We start from the raw sequence: 15,366 nt of genomic DNA on the forward strand, positions 1-15,366 counted from the left end.
CAGATTGTGAGAGCGCGTGAAGAACGCAAAACTTCGCAACACGTTCCCGAGCGCCCAACGTTTCCTGTTTGTACTCATTTTTTCGACCCCGCCCCTTTCCTTTCAACAGGACTCTCTCCATATTCCGACCATGGCCAGATCACCCAAAAAATCTCCCGACAAGACCTCCCGCTCCGATGGCTTCGCAGAAATGCCGCAGGCACCGTTCGAAGGTGCGCCGCTGTCCGGCAGCGTTTCCGATTGGGTGAAGCAGTTGGAGGCAGACGCCGAGGCGTCTTCTGTCGAGACCCAGCGTGAGGTTGCGTCGAAAGCGGGCAAGCACCGCAAGAAGATCGAGATCGAGGCACGCAAACAGGCGATCGATGAGGCCGAGAAGGCCAAGAGCGGCGGGAGCGTCAACAAGAAGGCCACCGCCCAGAAGACATCGCGTGGCGTCTCCATCGGTGCCTCCAACGATCCGAAGACGCGCGCCGCCGCTGGTTTGAACCCCGTCGCGGGTATGGATGTCAGCCTCGAGGATGCCGAAACCCTTGCCACCGGCGCGGTCACGGCGACGGTCGAGGCCCTATCGGCGCTGATCGAGAGCGGCAATCCGCTGTTCAAGGACGGCAAGATGTGGACGCCGCACCGCCCTGCCCGTCCGGCCAAATCCGAAGGCGGCATCACCATCCGCATGGCATCGGATTTCGAACCGGCGGGCGACCAACCAAGGGCGATTGCCGATCTGGTCGAGGGCATCAATTCCGGCGAGCGCAGCCAGGTGCTGCTCGGCGTCACCGGTTCCGGCAAGACCTTCACCATGGCCAAAGTCATCGAGGCCACCCAGCGCCCCGCCGTCATTCTCGCGCCCAACAAGACGCTGGCGGCGCAGCTTTATTCGGAGTTCAAGAACTTCTTCCCCGACAATGCGGTGGAATATTTCGTCTCCTACTACGACTATTATCAGCCCGAAGCCTATGTGCCGCGCTCGGATACCTTCATCGAGAAGGAATCCTCGATCAACGAACAGATCGACCGCATGCGCCACTCCGCCACCCGCTCGCTGCTGGAGCGCGACGACTGCATCATCGTCGCCTCGGTCTCCTGCATTTACGGTATCGGCTCGGTGGAAACCTACACCGCCATGACCTTCCAGATGGCGATTGGTGACAGGCTGGACCAGCGCCAGCTTCTGGCCGATCTCGTGGCCCAGCAATACAAGCGCCGCGATATGGATTTCCAGCGAGGTTCCTTCCGCGTGCGCGGCGATACCATCGAAATCTTCCCCGCCCACCTGGAGGATGCCGCCTGGCGCATCTCCATGTTCGGCGACGAGATCGACTCGATCACCGAGTTCGATCCGCTCACCGGCCAGAAGACTGGCGATCTGCAATCGGTCAAGATTTACGCCAACTCGCACTATGTCACGCCTCGCCCCACGCTGAACGGCGCCATTCGCTCCATCAAGGAAGAGCTGAAGGGCCGCCTTGCCGAACTGGAAAAGGCCGGACGCCTGCTTGAGGCACAGCGGCTTGAACAGCGCACCCGCTACGATATCGAAATGCTGGAGGCCACCGGCTCCTGCGCTGGTATCGAGAACTATTCGCGCTATCTCACCGGCCGCAACCCCGGCGAACCGCCGCCGACATTGTTCGAATATATCCCCGATAACGCCCTGCTGTTCATCGATGAGAGCCACGTCTCCGTCAGTCAGATCGGCGGCATGTACCGGGGCGACTTCAGGCGCAAGGCGACGCTGGCCGAATATGGCTTCCGCCTGCCGTCCTGCATGGACAATCGCCCGCTGCGCTTCGAGGAGTGGGATGCCATGCGCCCGCCGACGGTCGCCGTGTCGGCCACCCCCGGCAATTGGGAAATGGAACAGTCCGGCGGCGTCTTTGCCGAGCAGGTCATCCGCCCCACGGGCCTCATCGATCCGCCGGTCGAAATCCGCTCTGCCCGTAGTCAGGTGGATGACGTGCTGGGCGAAATCCGCGAGACGGCCGCCAAGGGTTATCGCACCCTCGTCACCGTGCTGACAAAGCGCATGGCCGAGGACCTCACCGAATATCTGCATGAACAGGGCGTGCGCGTGCGCTACATGCACTCGGACATCGACACACTGGAACGCATCGAAATCATCCGCGACCTGCGGCTGGGTGCGTTCGATGTGCTTGTCGGCATCAATCTGCTGCGCGAAGGCCTCGACATTCCCGAATGCGGCTTCGTCGCCATTCTAGATGCCGACAAGGAAGGCTTCCTGCGCTCGGAAACATCGCTCATCCAGACCATTGGTCGCGCGGCGCGTAACGTCGATGGCAAAGTTATTCTTTACGCTGATAACATCACCGGCTCCATGAAGCGCGCCATGGAAGAAACCTCCCGGCGCCGCGAAAAGCAGGTGGCCTACAACACCGAACACGGTATCACGCCCGAATCCGTCAAGGCCCGCATTTCGGATATTCTCGACAGCGTTTACGAGCGCGACCACGTCCGCGCCGATATCTCCGGCGCATCCGGCAAGGGCTTCGCCGATGGCGGCCACATGGTCGGCAACAATCTTCAGGCCCACCTTAACGCGCTGGAAAAATCCATGCGCGACGCCGCCGCCGACCTCGACTTCGAAAAAGCCGCCCGCCTGCGCGACGAAATCAAACGCCTCAAAGCCGCCGAACTCGCCGCCATGGACGACCCGATTGCCAAGGAAGAGGCGAAATCGCTTGAGAGTGGAGGCAGAAAGGGCACGAAGAAGGATCCTTCGAGGCTCCGCCCTTCGGGCTCCGCGCCTCAGGATGAGGACCGTGGTGCCGGTAGCCTTTATGGTGAAGACGGCGCAACAATGAGCCCTCATGGTGAGGAGGCCCAAGGGGCCGTCTCGAACCACGAGGGCGGCACCTCCAAATCCCTCTTCACCAAACCCAGCCTCGACGACATGGGCCCCGGCACCGACACCGCCAAACCTCTGTTCCGCAAGAACAACCTCGACGAAATGACCGTTGGCCGCACGGAAAAGCCGGTCAAGGGCGCCACCCCGACAAAGCCCGCGACCGAGCCCGGCAAACGCTTCTCGCCTCTGCTGGAAGGCCAGCCGGAGCGCGCCGCGGGAGGCAAGGACGACCCTCGCCCCATCGCGCGTGGCAAGGTCGGCGTCGGCTCTTACGAAGACCCCGGCGAGCAGAAGCGCAAGGGACGCACGAAGGGAAAGACCGGCAGGCCGGGGCGGTAAACACCCGGCCCGTCATGGCTGTTTTCAGGTCCGCGCGTTGCGGTGAAACGGCATGGACGCGAACTGAAGGTGAAAGGTAGAGGTGAGCATGCACGCGAGACTGTTGGCATTGTCCGTCATGGCCTTCCTATCTGCAGCCTCTGCCAGCATCGCCGGTACCCTCGCAGATGCCACCTTCCACAGCAAAGCTCTGAACGCCGATCTGCCGGTCAATATTTACCGCCCGGATGGCGATCCGCCGGACAATGGCTGGCCGGTGATCTATCTGCTGCATGGCCATGATGGCGATCAGAACAGTTGGCGCGATCTCGGCAATATCCAGAAGACGCTGGATGGCATGATTGCGTCAGGCACGATCCGTCCCGTCGTCGTTGTCATGCCGGGCGTGGAAAACAGCTGGTATGTCGATTCCGCCGATGTTGGCGGCCCCGGCAATTACGAGACTGCGCTGACCGGCGATCTGCGCGTGCATGTGGAAAAGACCCTGCCGGTGCGCAAGGACAGACAGGGCCGCGCCATCATCGGCCTGTCCATGGGCGGTTTCGGCGCGCTGCATCTGGCCTATGCCCATGAAGACCTCTACGCCGCCGTCGCCAGCCTCTCGGGCGCAATCTGGCAGAACGTGCCCGCGACCGATCTCGACAAGACGCCCGCCGAACTGAAACTCATTCAGGACAGCGCCTTCTTCCACCGCGTCGACCGTACGACCATCACCAGCGGCATCGTGCTCCCCTCGACCGGCGATCACTTCTCCGGCTCCTTCGGCACACCCTTCGATGCCCGACGCTTCAACGAACAAAACATCTTCACGACCGTCGCCCAGCACGTTGTCAAAAAACAAGACCTCCCCGCCACCTACCTCACCGTCGGCGACGATGACGGCTTCTCCCTATGGCGCGGCGCCGTCGCCCTCCACGAAACCCTGCAAGCCGACAACCGCAAATCCGAACTGCGGATCACGGACGGGGATCATGTTTGGGAGGTGTGGAAGGTGTCGATTATTGATGCGTTGAAGTTTGTGGATGGGGAGTGGTGAATACAGTAGTAAACATAAAGACGCCTCTACAATCATTGGCTGAACGATAAATTGACGCTATAAATTATTTACACTAATTTGATTCGAAGTTGGGGTTTTACTTGAGTAAAAGGCTACGGGATCCAGTCCACGGCTTAATCGTCTTCGATGAAAATAAGGCGGTTGATAAATTAGCGTGGCGTCTAATAGACACTCCAGAATTTCAAAGACTTCGCCGTATCAGGCAATTGGGAGTTTCGGAATTTACCTTTCCGGGCGCAGTTCACACTCGTTTTGCACATTCAATAGGTGTTTTTCATACTGCACGCTTGCTCGTCGAAATCGTTGAGCGTGAAATGAAACGAATTGATCAACTGCCAATACCAGCAAAAGCTGAAGTAGCAATGATCGCTGCACTCTTGCACGATCTGGGGCATGGTCCTTTCAGTCACACGTTTGAATCCGTGCAAGCGTCACGCGGCGTTAAAAAGAAACATGAAAAGTGGACGGCTGATATCATCCGGAATCCATTGGGAAAAGTTCAGCCGATTCTAGAAAGTTTTCGGCCGGGCTTCACCGATGAAGTTGCAGACCTTCTCGAGAAAGAAGATCCAGAGGACATATATCACTCTGTAGTCTCCAGTTCGTTCGATGCTGACCGTCTTGATTATTTGCGAAGAGACCGATTGATGACCGGCACCGGCGCTGGCGCGATCGATTTCGATTGGCTGAGAGATAATGTAAGAGTCGCGGAAATCGAGCTTGATGCCCCAGACGGGAATGAAGATGGTGAGCCTCGACGCGTGCCTACATTTTGTCTCACCGAGAAAGCGTTGCCTGCTGCTGAACAATTTCTTCTGGCAAGGTTCACATTATCTGAGCAGGTTTATTTCCACAGAGCTACGCGTTGCGTGGAACATATGATCGCAAGAATGTTACGAGGTATCGCGAGGGTCGCCGTAGGATCAAAGGCAGAAAGAAAAAAATCTGGTTTGCAGGATAATCATCCACTTCTTCGTTTCTTCGGTAAAGAAGGAGAAACGGTTGCGAACTATCTTTCACTTGACGACGCCCTTATTTTTGGGTCGCTCGAAGCGCTGTCAAACGCAGAAGATTTTTCGATAAAAGATATAGCGTGCCGACTCAGAGAGCGACGTTTATATAAAACGATGGATATTGCGGAGTTTGGAGCGGACTCAGGAAAACAGCGGCAACAACTCAGAAAAATCAAAGCCCAATTCGAAAAAGAAATTGAGAATGAGACTGTCATTGTCGACGATAAAGGTTCATTCGGCATTTACTCTGAAATAGGCGGCGAATCAGAAAAGATGCATAAAAAAATTCACATCCTCGAGGGGACCACTCCTGTAGAGATCACCGAGAAATCAAAACTCATCTCCGCTTTGGGTACAAAAAAGCTTTCTCGAATTTATTTCGCTGATGAAGAACAAAGAACACAGGCAAGAGGAAAAGCGGCCAATGGCAATCGAACCTGAAAATCGCATCGCAGAAATTATTTCTGCCGCAGGAGGCAGGCTTGTCAGTAAGATCCGACTGCAAAAAATTGCGTATCTGCTTGATCAGGTCAGCGGAGAGCACAACTTCGACTTTGTGTACTATCACTATGGTCCGTTTTCCAGAGATGTTGAAAACGCAGTTTTAGATGGCGAAGCGTTTGGCCTCATTGATGAGGAGGAGGCTTCAAGAGCGAGCGATGGTGCTAAATACAGTGTTTTCACGCTCATCGAAGAGGTCCGTGAGTACAAAGCGTTGACGACTAAAAAGCTACGAGACATGACGGCAGAATTGGCTCATGAAAACGTGATCGTGCTTGAACTCGCAGCAACTGCTCATTGGCTCGTAAAGCATGAAAATATCGTTGATTGGGAAATTGAGATCAGGCGCCGTAAAGGTTCAAAGAATGATAATGGGCGCTTAGAAAAAGCTAAAGATTTGTTAAATAAGCTGTCGCTCAAACTTGCCGGGTGATTGGATCATATAAGTCATGGGAACCAAACCCATCCCAACCCGTTCTTCCCCCGGACACCATGTCCGACACTGAAAAGGGAAGAAACATATGAAAAACAAGGTTTTCGCACTGGCTGCTGCGGCGGTTCTGACATCTTCTGTTGCGTTTGCGCAGACAGCGACGACGGCTCCTTCGGCGGCACCGGCCGCTGGCGCTGATGCGACAATGGCTGGCCCTGGTATAACCATGGGCACCAAGGCAAACGGCCCTTTGAAGTTCGTCAATGTGCAGAAGACCGACCTCACCGCTTCGCAGCTGGATGGCATGGACATCTACAATGCGAAGAACGAGGAGATTGGTGAGATCGAAGATGTGGTGATCGGCGATGGCAAGTCTGTCATCGGTCTGGTTGCCAGCGTTGGCGGTTTCCTCGGCATCGACAAGAGCTACGTCGTTCTCGACCCGGCCTCCGTTGCCATCAACAACGACAACGGCACATGGAAAGCCTACGTAGACACGACCAAGGAAGCGCTCGAAGCTGCTCCGAAGCTCGACTACGATAAGATGGACGACTAATTCTGCGAGATAGGCGGTAACATTCCGCCGGTCTTCTAGCCCACCGACAGTTGGTTCACTCCAATCGTCGGTGGGCTTTTTTGTTTGAGCCTCCATAGCTGCGCAGCGCAAATGGAGGATTTCTGCCACGTTGTGCTTAGGCGTGATATAGTCAGATCCTCGACACAAGGCCGAGGATGACGAAGGAGAGAGTTTAGATGCCCTCCGTACTCGTCCTCTTTCTGCTTACCCGCCGAACTTGCCGCTACGCGGAAAACCCTTGGGCACGGTGCGGCCTGCGGTGGCGCGGTCGGCCATCCATTCCAGCAGCTCGTCGCCCACCTTGGAGAAAGAGCGCCCCGCGCTATCTTCCCATGTGAGGCCTGTTGCCAGCGCAAAGCACTTCACGTCTGATATGCCGCCATCCTTGTAGCGTTGCAGGCGCACACCCTTGCCGCGTGACATTTCCGGCACTTGCGAGAGCGGGAAGGTCAGCATCTTGCGGTTTTCGCCAACGACGGCGACGTGGTCGCCCGTGACAGGCACCAGCAGCTTCATTTCATCTGGCATGGAGACGTTCATGATCTGCTTGCCCTTGCGGGTATTGGCGACCATTTCCGTTTCCGCGATGACGAAGCCGTTGCCGGCGGTGGAGGCCAGCAGCAGCTTGCGCGATGGGTCATGCACGAAGGCGCTCAGGATGTCCTGATCGTTTTCCATATCGACCATGATGCGCACCGGCTCGCCGTGACCGCGCCCGCCCGGCAGCTTGTCAGCACCCAGCGTATAGGCCTTGCCGCCTGTCGTCACCAGCAGCAGCTTGTCCGTCGTCTGCGCCGGGAAGGCCAGCTTCGGTCCGTCGCCTTCCTTGAAGGTCAGGGCAGAGGTGTCGGCCATATGGCCCTTCAGCGCCCTGATCCAGCCCTTCTGGGAAATGACGATGGTCACGGGTTCTTTTTCGATCATCGACTGTTGGATGGCATCGACATCGGCCGTCGGCGCCATCGCAAACAGCGTGCGACGCGCGCCGAGCTTGGTGGCTTTGGCGTATTTCTTTTTGACCTCTTCGATTTCCCAGGCAACCGTCTTCCACTGCTTGTCCGGCGATGCCAGCAGCGACTCGATCTCGGCCTTCTCGCTGCTCAGGCCTTCGAATTCCGTGCGGATCTCGAATTCTTCCAGCTTGCGCAGAGAGCGCAGGCGCATGTTGAGAATGGCTTCGGCCTGAATATCGGTCAGGTTGAAGCGTGCAACCATGACCGGCTTCGGCTCATCTTCCTCGCGGATGATGGCGATGATCTCATCGATATTGAGGTAAGCAATGAGGAAGCCGCCAAGAATTTCAAGGCGACGGTCGATGGCGGCCAGACGGAAGCGTGAGCGGCGCAGCAGCACATCGCGGCGGTGGTCCAGCCATTCCTTCAACACCTCGTTCAGCGCCATGACCTTGGGCACACGCCCCATGGACAGAACGTTCATGTTGAGCGGAATGCGGTTTTCCAGATCGGACAGACGGAACAGCGATTCCATCAGCAGCGTGGCATCGACGGTGCGGTTCTTCGGCACCAGCACCACGCGCACGTCTTCGGCGGATTCGTCGCGCACGTCTTCCAGCAGCGGCAAGCGGCGCGCCAGCAGAAGCTCGGCGATCTTTTCGATCAGTCTTGATTTCTGGACCTGATAGGGAATTTCGGTGATGACGATCTGGTAGCCGCCGCGGCCAAGGTCCTCGATTTCCCACTTCGCACGAACGCGGAAGCCGCCGCGACCGGTGCGGTAGGCCTCGATCATGCTTTCGCGGCTCTCGATGATGATGCCGCCCGTGGGCAAATCAGGCCCTTCGATGCCGCCCTTTTCCGGGTGGGCGGGGTCGAACATCAAATCCTCGACGCTCGCTTCCGGGTTCTTGATTAGGCGCAGCGCCGCATCGCACAGCTCATGGGCGTTGTGCGGCGGAATGGAGGTGGCCATACCAACCGCGATGCCGGAGGAACCGTTGGCGAGAAGGTTTGGAAACGCGCCCGGCATGACGACGGGCTCGTCGTCTTCCTCGTTATAGGTCGGGCGAAAATCAACCGCATCCTGCTCGATGCCTTCCAGCAGCAGCGCCGCGACATCGGTCATGCGCGCTTCGGTGTAACGATAGGCGGCAGCGCCATCGCCATCGATGTTGCCGAAGTTGCCCTGCCCGTCGACGATCGGGTAGCGCTGGGAAAAGTCCTGCGCCAGACGCACCAGCGCATCATAAACCGACTGGTCGCCATGCGGGTGGAACTTACCGATGACGTCACCGACGATACGGGCGCATTTCTTGAACGCCGAATTCGGGCGAATACCCATCTCGCTCATGGCGTGAATGATGCGGCGATGCACCGGCTTCAGGCCATCGCGAACATCCGGCAGCGCACGGTGCATGATGGTCGACAGCGCATAGGCCAGATAGCGCTCTTCGAGCGCGGCCTTGAGGTCGATCGGGAGTACGTTGTCGTCGTCTCCGCCGGACGGAGGAACAATATTTTTTGCCATGGCGCTTGACTAGCCGAAATGCCGATTCCCGGCAAGGAATCGCGCCTTTTCCGCTGTGGATGAAAGGCCGCAATCGTATATTTTTCGTTAATCTTGTTTTTATGCCGCAATTCGGCCACCCGTTAGAAAGTACGAATGCAGTGGACCCAGGCTATGCCTCGGATATAAATGCATGATTCCAGATATTGGTCGTCAATTTAAAGACATGTGAGGAAAGAATAGGATGAGACTTCAAACCACCCGGCATTTTCTGTTCGCCAGCGCCGCCGTCGTTGCATTCGCGTCGCCCGCTTTCGCGCTTGACGGTGCAGATGTCCTCAAGAAGATCAATGCTGCCTATGCCGCGCAGGGCGGTGAGATTGCTGCAAAATCCGTTGCGGTCAATGGTTCGACTGTCACCCTCTCCGGCGTTACCTTCGGTGCCTATGGCAACAAGGAACAGACCTTCCCCGTCGGTGACGTGACGCTCGAAGGCGTGGAAGAAGACAATGGCGGCTACAACATCGACAAGATGAGCTTCCAGAACATTGATTACGCTCATGAAACCGTCGCGGTCAATGTCTCCGACCTCTACATGTCCGGCATTGTCGTTCCCGCTGACACGGCGGCAGGCAACGTCGATTCACTGCTGTTTTACGATGAAGCCCACAGCGGCCCGGCGACCGTGAAGATCGATGGCAAGGAAGTCGCCTCCTTCGAAGAATCCACCGCCACCATGACCCGTAGCGAAGACAAGGGCACCATCAGCTTCGATGTAAACGCCAGCGGCTTCAAGGCCGACTTGGCCACTGTGCCGGACCCCAAGAGCAAGGAAGCGCTCGAAAAGCTCAACATGCAGACGCTCGCTGGTGAACTGTCCATCAGCGGTTCGTGGGAAGTCGCATCTGGCACCTTCAACATCGAGGAATACTCCATCGACCTGAAGGATGTCGGCCGTCTCAACATGGCGTTCAGCTTCTCGGGCTATACGCTGAAGTTCATCAAGTCCATGCAGGACGCCATCAAGGCTCAGGCTGCCAATCCCAACAAGGAACAGGCCGATCAGGCCGCTGGCCTTGCCATGCTTGGCCTCATGCAGCAGCTGACCTTCAACAGCGCCGAAATCAGCTTCGATGATGCTGGCGTAACGAAGCGTGGCATTGATTATGCGGCATCCGAACAGGGCACGACCGCAGACCAGCTTTCGCAGATGATCAAGGGCATGGTGCCGATGATGATGGCGCAGCTGAACGTGCCGGAATTGCAGAACGCCGTGTCTGAAGCCGTCAACACCTATGTCGACGACCCAAAGAACTTCACCATCTCCGCTGCACCGGCAAAGCCAGTGCCGTTCCCGATGATCATGGGCGCAGCCATGGGTGCACCAAACACCATTCCGCAGGTGCTTGGCGTTACGGTTACGGCCAACGACTGATCTGAAATCACATGAACTGAAACCGCCTTGCGCATCATCGCAAGGCGGTTTTTTTATTGCGCCGATGTGCGACACAAACAAAAAGGGCCAGCGTTTCCGCCAGCCCTTTGATGTTGAAACGGATTGTTCCGTATCAATCCTTCTTCGGCGTCGGCACCACACGCAGGGCCAATTCGCGAAGCTGCGTTGGCGAAGCGGGTGCAGGCGCGTTCATCAGCAAATCCTGTGCCTGCTGGTTCATCGGGAACAGCGTGATTTCGCGCAGGTTCTTGGTGCCGGTCAGCAACATCACCACGCGGTCCACACCGGCAGCCATGCCGCCATGCGGAGGCGCGCCGTACTGGAAGGCGCGGTAGAGGCCGCCGAAGCGGTCTTCCACGTCCTGCTGGCTAAGACCAACCTTCTCGAAGGCCTTGACCATCAGTTCAGGAGACTGGTTACGGATGGAGCCAGAGGCGATTTCGTAACCGTTGCAGACCATGTCGTACTGGTAGGCCTTGATCGTCAGCGGGTCCTGATTTTCCAGGGCATCCATTCCGCCCTGCGGCATGGAGAACGGGTTGTGCGCGAAGTCGATTTTCTTTTCTTCTTCGTTGTATTCGAAGAAGGGGAAGTCGACGATCCAGCACAGCTCGAAACGATCACGGTCAACGAGGTTCAGCTCCTCGCCTGCACGTGTACGGGCTTCGCCTGCAAACTTGTAGAACTTGGCAGGATCGCCGGCCACGAAGAAGCATGCGTCACCGGCTTCGAGACCGAGTTGCACGCGCAATGCTTCCGTGCGTTCTTCGCCGATGTTCTTGGCAAGCGGGCCGGAACCGACGACCTTGCCGTCCTCTTCCTTCCAGAAGATGTAACCAAGACCTGGCTGTCCCTGTCCCTGCGCCCATGCATTCATGCGATCACAGAATGCTCTGGAACCGCCGGTCTTAGCCGGAATGGCCCAGACTTCGACCTTCGGGTTGGACGCGATCATGTTCGCGAAGACCTTGAAGCCGGAACCGGCGAAATGGTCCGTCACGGCCTGCATTTCAATCGGGTTGCGCAGGTCCGGTTTGTCGGAACCATAGGTGCGGATCGAATCGTCATAGGCGATGCGGCGGAACTTCTGCGTTACGGGCTTGCCCTCGGCAAACTGCTCGAACACGCCGCGAATAACGGGCTCCATGGTTTCCCACACGTCTTCCTGCGTCACGAAGCTCATTTCGAGGTCGAGTTGGTAGAATTCGCCTGGCAGACGGTCTGCGCGCGGGTCTTCATCGCGGAAGCAAGGTGCGATCTGGAAGTAGCGGTCGAAACCGGCCACCATCAGAAGCTGCTTGTACTGTTGCGGTGCCTGCGGCAGCGCGAAGAACTTGCCTTCGTGGATACGGCTCGGCACGAGGAAGTCGCGCGCGCCTTCCGGCGAAGACGCGGTCAGAATCGGCGTGGAATATTCGGCAAAGCCGATATCGCCCATGCGGCGGCGCATATCGGAAATGATCTGCGTGCGCTTGACGATGTTCTTGTGCAGCGTATCGCGGCGCAGGTCGAGGAAGCGGTACTTCAGGCGCACGTCTTCAGGATAGTCAGGCTCACCAAAGACCGGCAGCGGCAGTTCCTTGGAAGCGGCCAGCACTTCGATTTCCTGCGCGTAAAGCTCGATTTCGCCGGTCGCCATGGTCTTGTTGACCGTGTCTTCCGAGCGCGCCTTAACGAGACCATCGATGCGGATGACCCATTCGCCGCGAACGACTTCAGCCGTCTTGAAGGCCGGGCTGTCCGGGTCTGCCACCACCTGCGTGATGCCGTAGTGGTCGCGAAGATCGATGAAGAGAACGCCGCCATGATCTCGCACGCGGTGAACCCAGCCGGACAGGCGAACGGTTTCGCCTACATGCGATTTGCGAAGAGCGGCACAGGTGTGGCTGCGGTAACGATGCATTTTGTTATCCTGAAACATAGCGGCGATCACGCACGTGTATCGCGTATTCTAAATCGGGCGGAAAAGCGCATGGCCTGCCCGATTTGTCAAGGCAAAGCACGATTTTGTGCCATTTCCCGGCCTTTCTCTTCTCTCGACTACGCGCTTCCGTTGACGTGCTTTCGAGCACGAACGGCCTCAAAACCCCAAGCAACTGCCCGATTTGGTCCAGAAAGACGGGACAGACGGACAAGAACAGCCGCCTTTGTATTGACATGGGCGCGTCAAAGGGAAAGTAAGTTCCGTACTTTCCATTGACTGGCAAAAAACAATGATCGACACGACCGCAGCACTCGCCGAAGCCTGTAAGGAACTGGCGAAATCCGAATTCATTACCATCGACACGGAATTCTTGCGCGAGACCACGTTCTGGCCGCAGCTCTGCCTCGTGCAGATGGCAAGCCCGACGCTTGAAGTGCTGGTCGATCCGCTGGCGAAAGACATCGATCTGACGCCCCTGTTCGAACTGATGGCCGATACCAGTGTCATCAAGGTGTTTCATGCCGCACGTCAGGACATCGAAATCGTCCATCATCTGGGCGGCCTCATTCCGCACCCGATTTTCGATACCCAGGTTGCGGCCATGGTCTGCGGCTTCGGCGACTCGATTTCCTACGATCAGCTTGTCCAGAGAATCAAGAACGTCCAAATCGACAAATCCTCGCGCTTCACCGACTGGAGCCGCCGTCCGCTGACCGAAAAGCAGCTGGACTATGCGCTGGCGGATGTCACGCATCTGCGCGATGTCTATCTGGCTCTGAAGGCACAGCTTGAACGTGATGGCCGCTCTTCCTGGCTCAAAGAAGAGATGGATATTCTGGAATCGGTTGATACCTATGACATGCATCCCGATGATGCATGGCTGCGGCTGAAATCGCGCCTTCGCAAACCAACCGAACTTGCCATCCTGAAATTCGTCGCAGCATGGCGTGAACGCGAGGCGCGCTCGCGCAATGTACCGCGTTCGCGCGTACTTAAGGACGATGCCATTTTCGAGATTGCCCAGCAGCAGCCGAAGGATGCCGATGCGCTCTCGCGTCTTCGCACCATCCCCAAGGGCTGGGAACGTTCCTCGTCCGGCACTGCCATCATCGAGACCGTCAATGCTGCTCTCGCCTTGCCGAAGGGTGATATGCCGCACGCTCCGCGTCAGAGCCATTCGCCTGAAGGTTCCGGTGCTGCGGTGGAGCTTCTCAAGGTTCTGCTGAAGTTGACGGCAGACAAGCACGGCGTTGCAGCCAAGGTCATCGCCAACAGCGAAGACCTCGACAAGATCGCTTCCGAGGGCGAAAAGGCTGAAGTCGCTGCCCTTTCGGGCTGGCGTCGCGATCTTTTCGGAGAGCCAGCCTTGAAACTGATCCGGGGCGAAGTCGCACTGCGTTTCGCGGGCAAGAAAGTGGAAGCGCTTGAACTGCCTCAGGAAGCCGAGGCAAGCTGACAACGACACGTCAGCGGATACTCCCACCGGCTGTGTTGTTCGTGACCGATGCAAGTCGGTCACAGGCGGCCCCCATCCGCTAGGCTTTGCCGAAACATCGCTTTTTGACCGGTGGTTTCCACAATAAAGTCGCAAGCGCGGAGGAATCACATTCCGGTCCCCGAGGATAGCGGCATGGTCTCCACCTGCGCTGCAAGCAAAGAGCGTATATGAGGAAATTTCTCGCCATGCTGGACTATGTCGTGCTGTTTCTGGCGATTGCCGGAAGCGGTGTGGCCTATGCCTTCCTGGAATATGGCGGCGGAGCGCTGATCGGCGCGACCTATGCTTTGTTTGCATGCGCGCCTATCCTTGCATTTGAGCGCGGCTATATCATGCCCGGTCTTGCCCGCCGCATCAGCATGCTGCCGACACCCGCTTACATATTGATTGGCCTTATCGTTTACGCCGTGCTGGTGTTTTGCGGCTTCGGTCTGGGTGGCACTATATTGTGGGCCACAGGCATCTTCCCGGTCAGTTGGCGGCGCGCGGTGCATGCCGAAATGCAAACGCTGCTGTTCACGCTCGGCGTCTGCGCCATCATCGTCTTCATCATGCGTGTGCGTGAATTGCTGGGCCGCGATATTTTCATCGACCTCATTCTCGGCAGATACCGCCGCCCAGTCAGCGAAGAACGGGTGTTTTTGTTCATCGATCTGGTCGGCTCGACATCCTTCGCCGAAATCCACGGGGATCTCCGTGCTCAGGAATATCTGGGTGAACTTTTTTCGACCTATGCCGGTCCCGTCAGGCGCCATGGCGGCGTGATCGATGACTATATCGGCGACGCCGCCATCATCACATGGCCCTACCATCTGGCGATCCGCCGTGCTGCCTGTATCAACTGCGTCTTCGATATTCTTTCGACCATCGAAAACAATCGCGCCGAATGGCTTCTGCGTTTCGGCACGGCGCCGAAGCTGCGCTTCGCCATTCATGGCGGCCCTGTCATCACTGCTGAAATCGGCGTCGATCACCACAAGATCACCTATTTCGGCGACACGGTGAACACCACGGCGCGGCTGGAATCGCTGAGCAAGATGCTGGGCCATCCGGTTCTCATCTCGTCCGATCTGGCGCACCAGTTGCTGCTGCCGAAAGGCATAAGAAGCGAATATCTCGGAGAACATGCCGTAAAGGGTCGCGGCCAGACGCTCGGCGTCTGTGCGCTCAGCCGCCAACCGGTCGCCGCCTGATTTCAGGCGCAGCAAATGTCATCAAACCGTCAACGCTACATTACGC

General features: G+C 57.4%; 10 protein-coding genes. 8 read left to right on the top strand and 2 right to left on the bottom strand.

Annotation, left to right across the window (positions count from 1 at the left end):
- The first annotated feature begins 130 nt into the window (after positions 1-130).
- The 5 genes from uvrB (at position 131) to QRN55_RS10380 (ending at position 6,765) form a co-directional block, all read left to right on the top strand.
- Positions 131-3,205: an excinuclease ABC subunit UvrB gene (gene uvrB / locus QRN55_RS10360; protein ID WP_284776643.1), complete on the top strand. Its 3,075-nt coding sequence runs from the start codon at positions 131-133 to the stop codon at positions 3,203-3,205.
- An 88-nt stretch (positions 3,206-3,293) separates the two neighbouring features.
- Positions 3,294-4,241: an alpha/beta hydrolase gene (locus QRN55_RS10365; RefSeq protein WP_284776644.1), complete on the top strand. Its 948-nt coding sequence runs from the start codon at positions 3,294-3,296 to the stop codon at positions 4,239-4,241.
- Between the two features lie 101 nt (positions 4,242-4,342).
- Positions 4,343-5,716 (top strand): HD domain-containing protein, encoded by a 1,374-nt coding sequence (locus tag QRN55_RS10370; protein ID WP_284776645.1) that lies wholly within the window; start codon positions 4,343-4,345, stop codon positions 5,714-5,716.
- Positions 5,700-6,209 (top strand): Panacea domain-containing protein, encoded by a 510-nt coding sequence (locus QRN55_RS10375; protein WP_284776646.1) that lies wholly within the window; start codon positions 5,700-5,702, stop codon positions 6,207-6,209. Before QRN55_RS10370 ends, QRN55_RS10375 begins: the two co-directional genes overlap by 17 nt.
- Before the next feature lie 88 nt (positions 6,210-6,297).
- Positions 6,298-6,765: a PRC-barrel domain-containing protein gene (locus QRN55_RS10380; RefSeq protein WP_233136301.1), complete on the top strand. Its 468-nt coding sequence runs from the start codon at positions 6,298-6,300 to the stop codon at positions 6,763-6,765.
- A gap of 225 nt (positions 6,766-6,990) precedes the next feature.
- Here the strand turns inward: QRN55_RS10380 and parC are convergent, their stop codons facing one another.
- The gene (parC, locus tag QRN55_RS10385; protein ID WP_045231877.1) at positions 6,991-9,270 is read right to left on the bottom strand and encodes a DNA topoisomerase IV subunit A; all 2,280 of its coding nucleotides are present in this window, start codon (positions 9,268-9,270) and stop codon (positions 6,991-6,993) included.
- Between the two features lie 223 nt (positions 9,271-9,493).
- Here parC and QRN55_RS10390 point away from each other — a divergent pair, with 223 nt between their 5' ends.
- Positions 9,494-10,684 (top strand): aq_1923 C-terminal domain, encoded by a 1,191-nt coding sequence (locus QRN55_RS10390; RefSeq protein ID WP_284776647.1) that lies wholly within the window; start codon positions 9,494-9,496, stop codon positions 10,682-10,684.
- A 133-nt stretch (positions 10,685-10,817) separates the two neighbouring features.
- Here QRN55_RS10390 and aspS read toward each other — a convergent pair whose 3' ends face one another.
- Positions 10,818-12,608, bottom strand: coding sequence for an aspartate--tRNA ligase (gene aspS / locus QRN55_RS10395; RefSeq protein WP_284776648.1), 1,791 nt, complete (start codon positions 12,606-12,608; stop codon positions 10,818-10,820).
- A 310-nt stretch (positions 12,609-12,918) separates the two neighbouring features.
- On the opposite strand from aspS, the gene rnd reads away from it, so the two are divergent.
- Positions 12,919-14,085: a ribonuclease D gene (gene rnd, locus QRN55_RS10400; RefSeq protein ID WP_284776649.1), complete on the top strand. Its 1,167-nt coding sequence runs from the start codon at positions 12,919-12,921 to the stop codon at positions 14,083-14,085.
- A 209-nt stretch (positions 14,086-14,294) separates the two neighbouring features.
- The gene (locus QRN55_RS10405; RefSeq protein WP_284776650.1) at positions 14,295-15,320 is read left to right on the top strand and encodes an adenylate/guanylate cyclase domain-containing protein; all 1,026 of its coding nucleotides are present in this window, start codon (positions 14,295-14,297) and stop codon (positions 15,318-15,320) included.
- Positions 15,321-15,366 lie beyond the last annotated feature (46 nt).

The organism is Agrobacterium sp. lyk4-40-TYG-31, assembly GCF_030209855.1.
Lineage (GTDB): Bacteria > Pseudomonadota > Alphaproteobacteria > Rhizobiales > Rhizobiaceae > Agrobacterium > Agrobacterium vaccinii.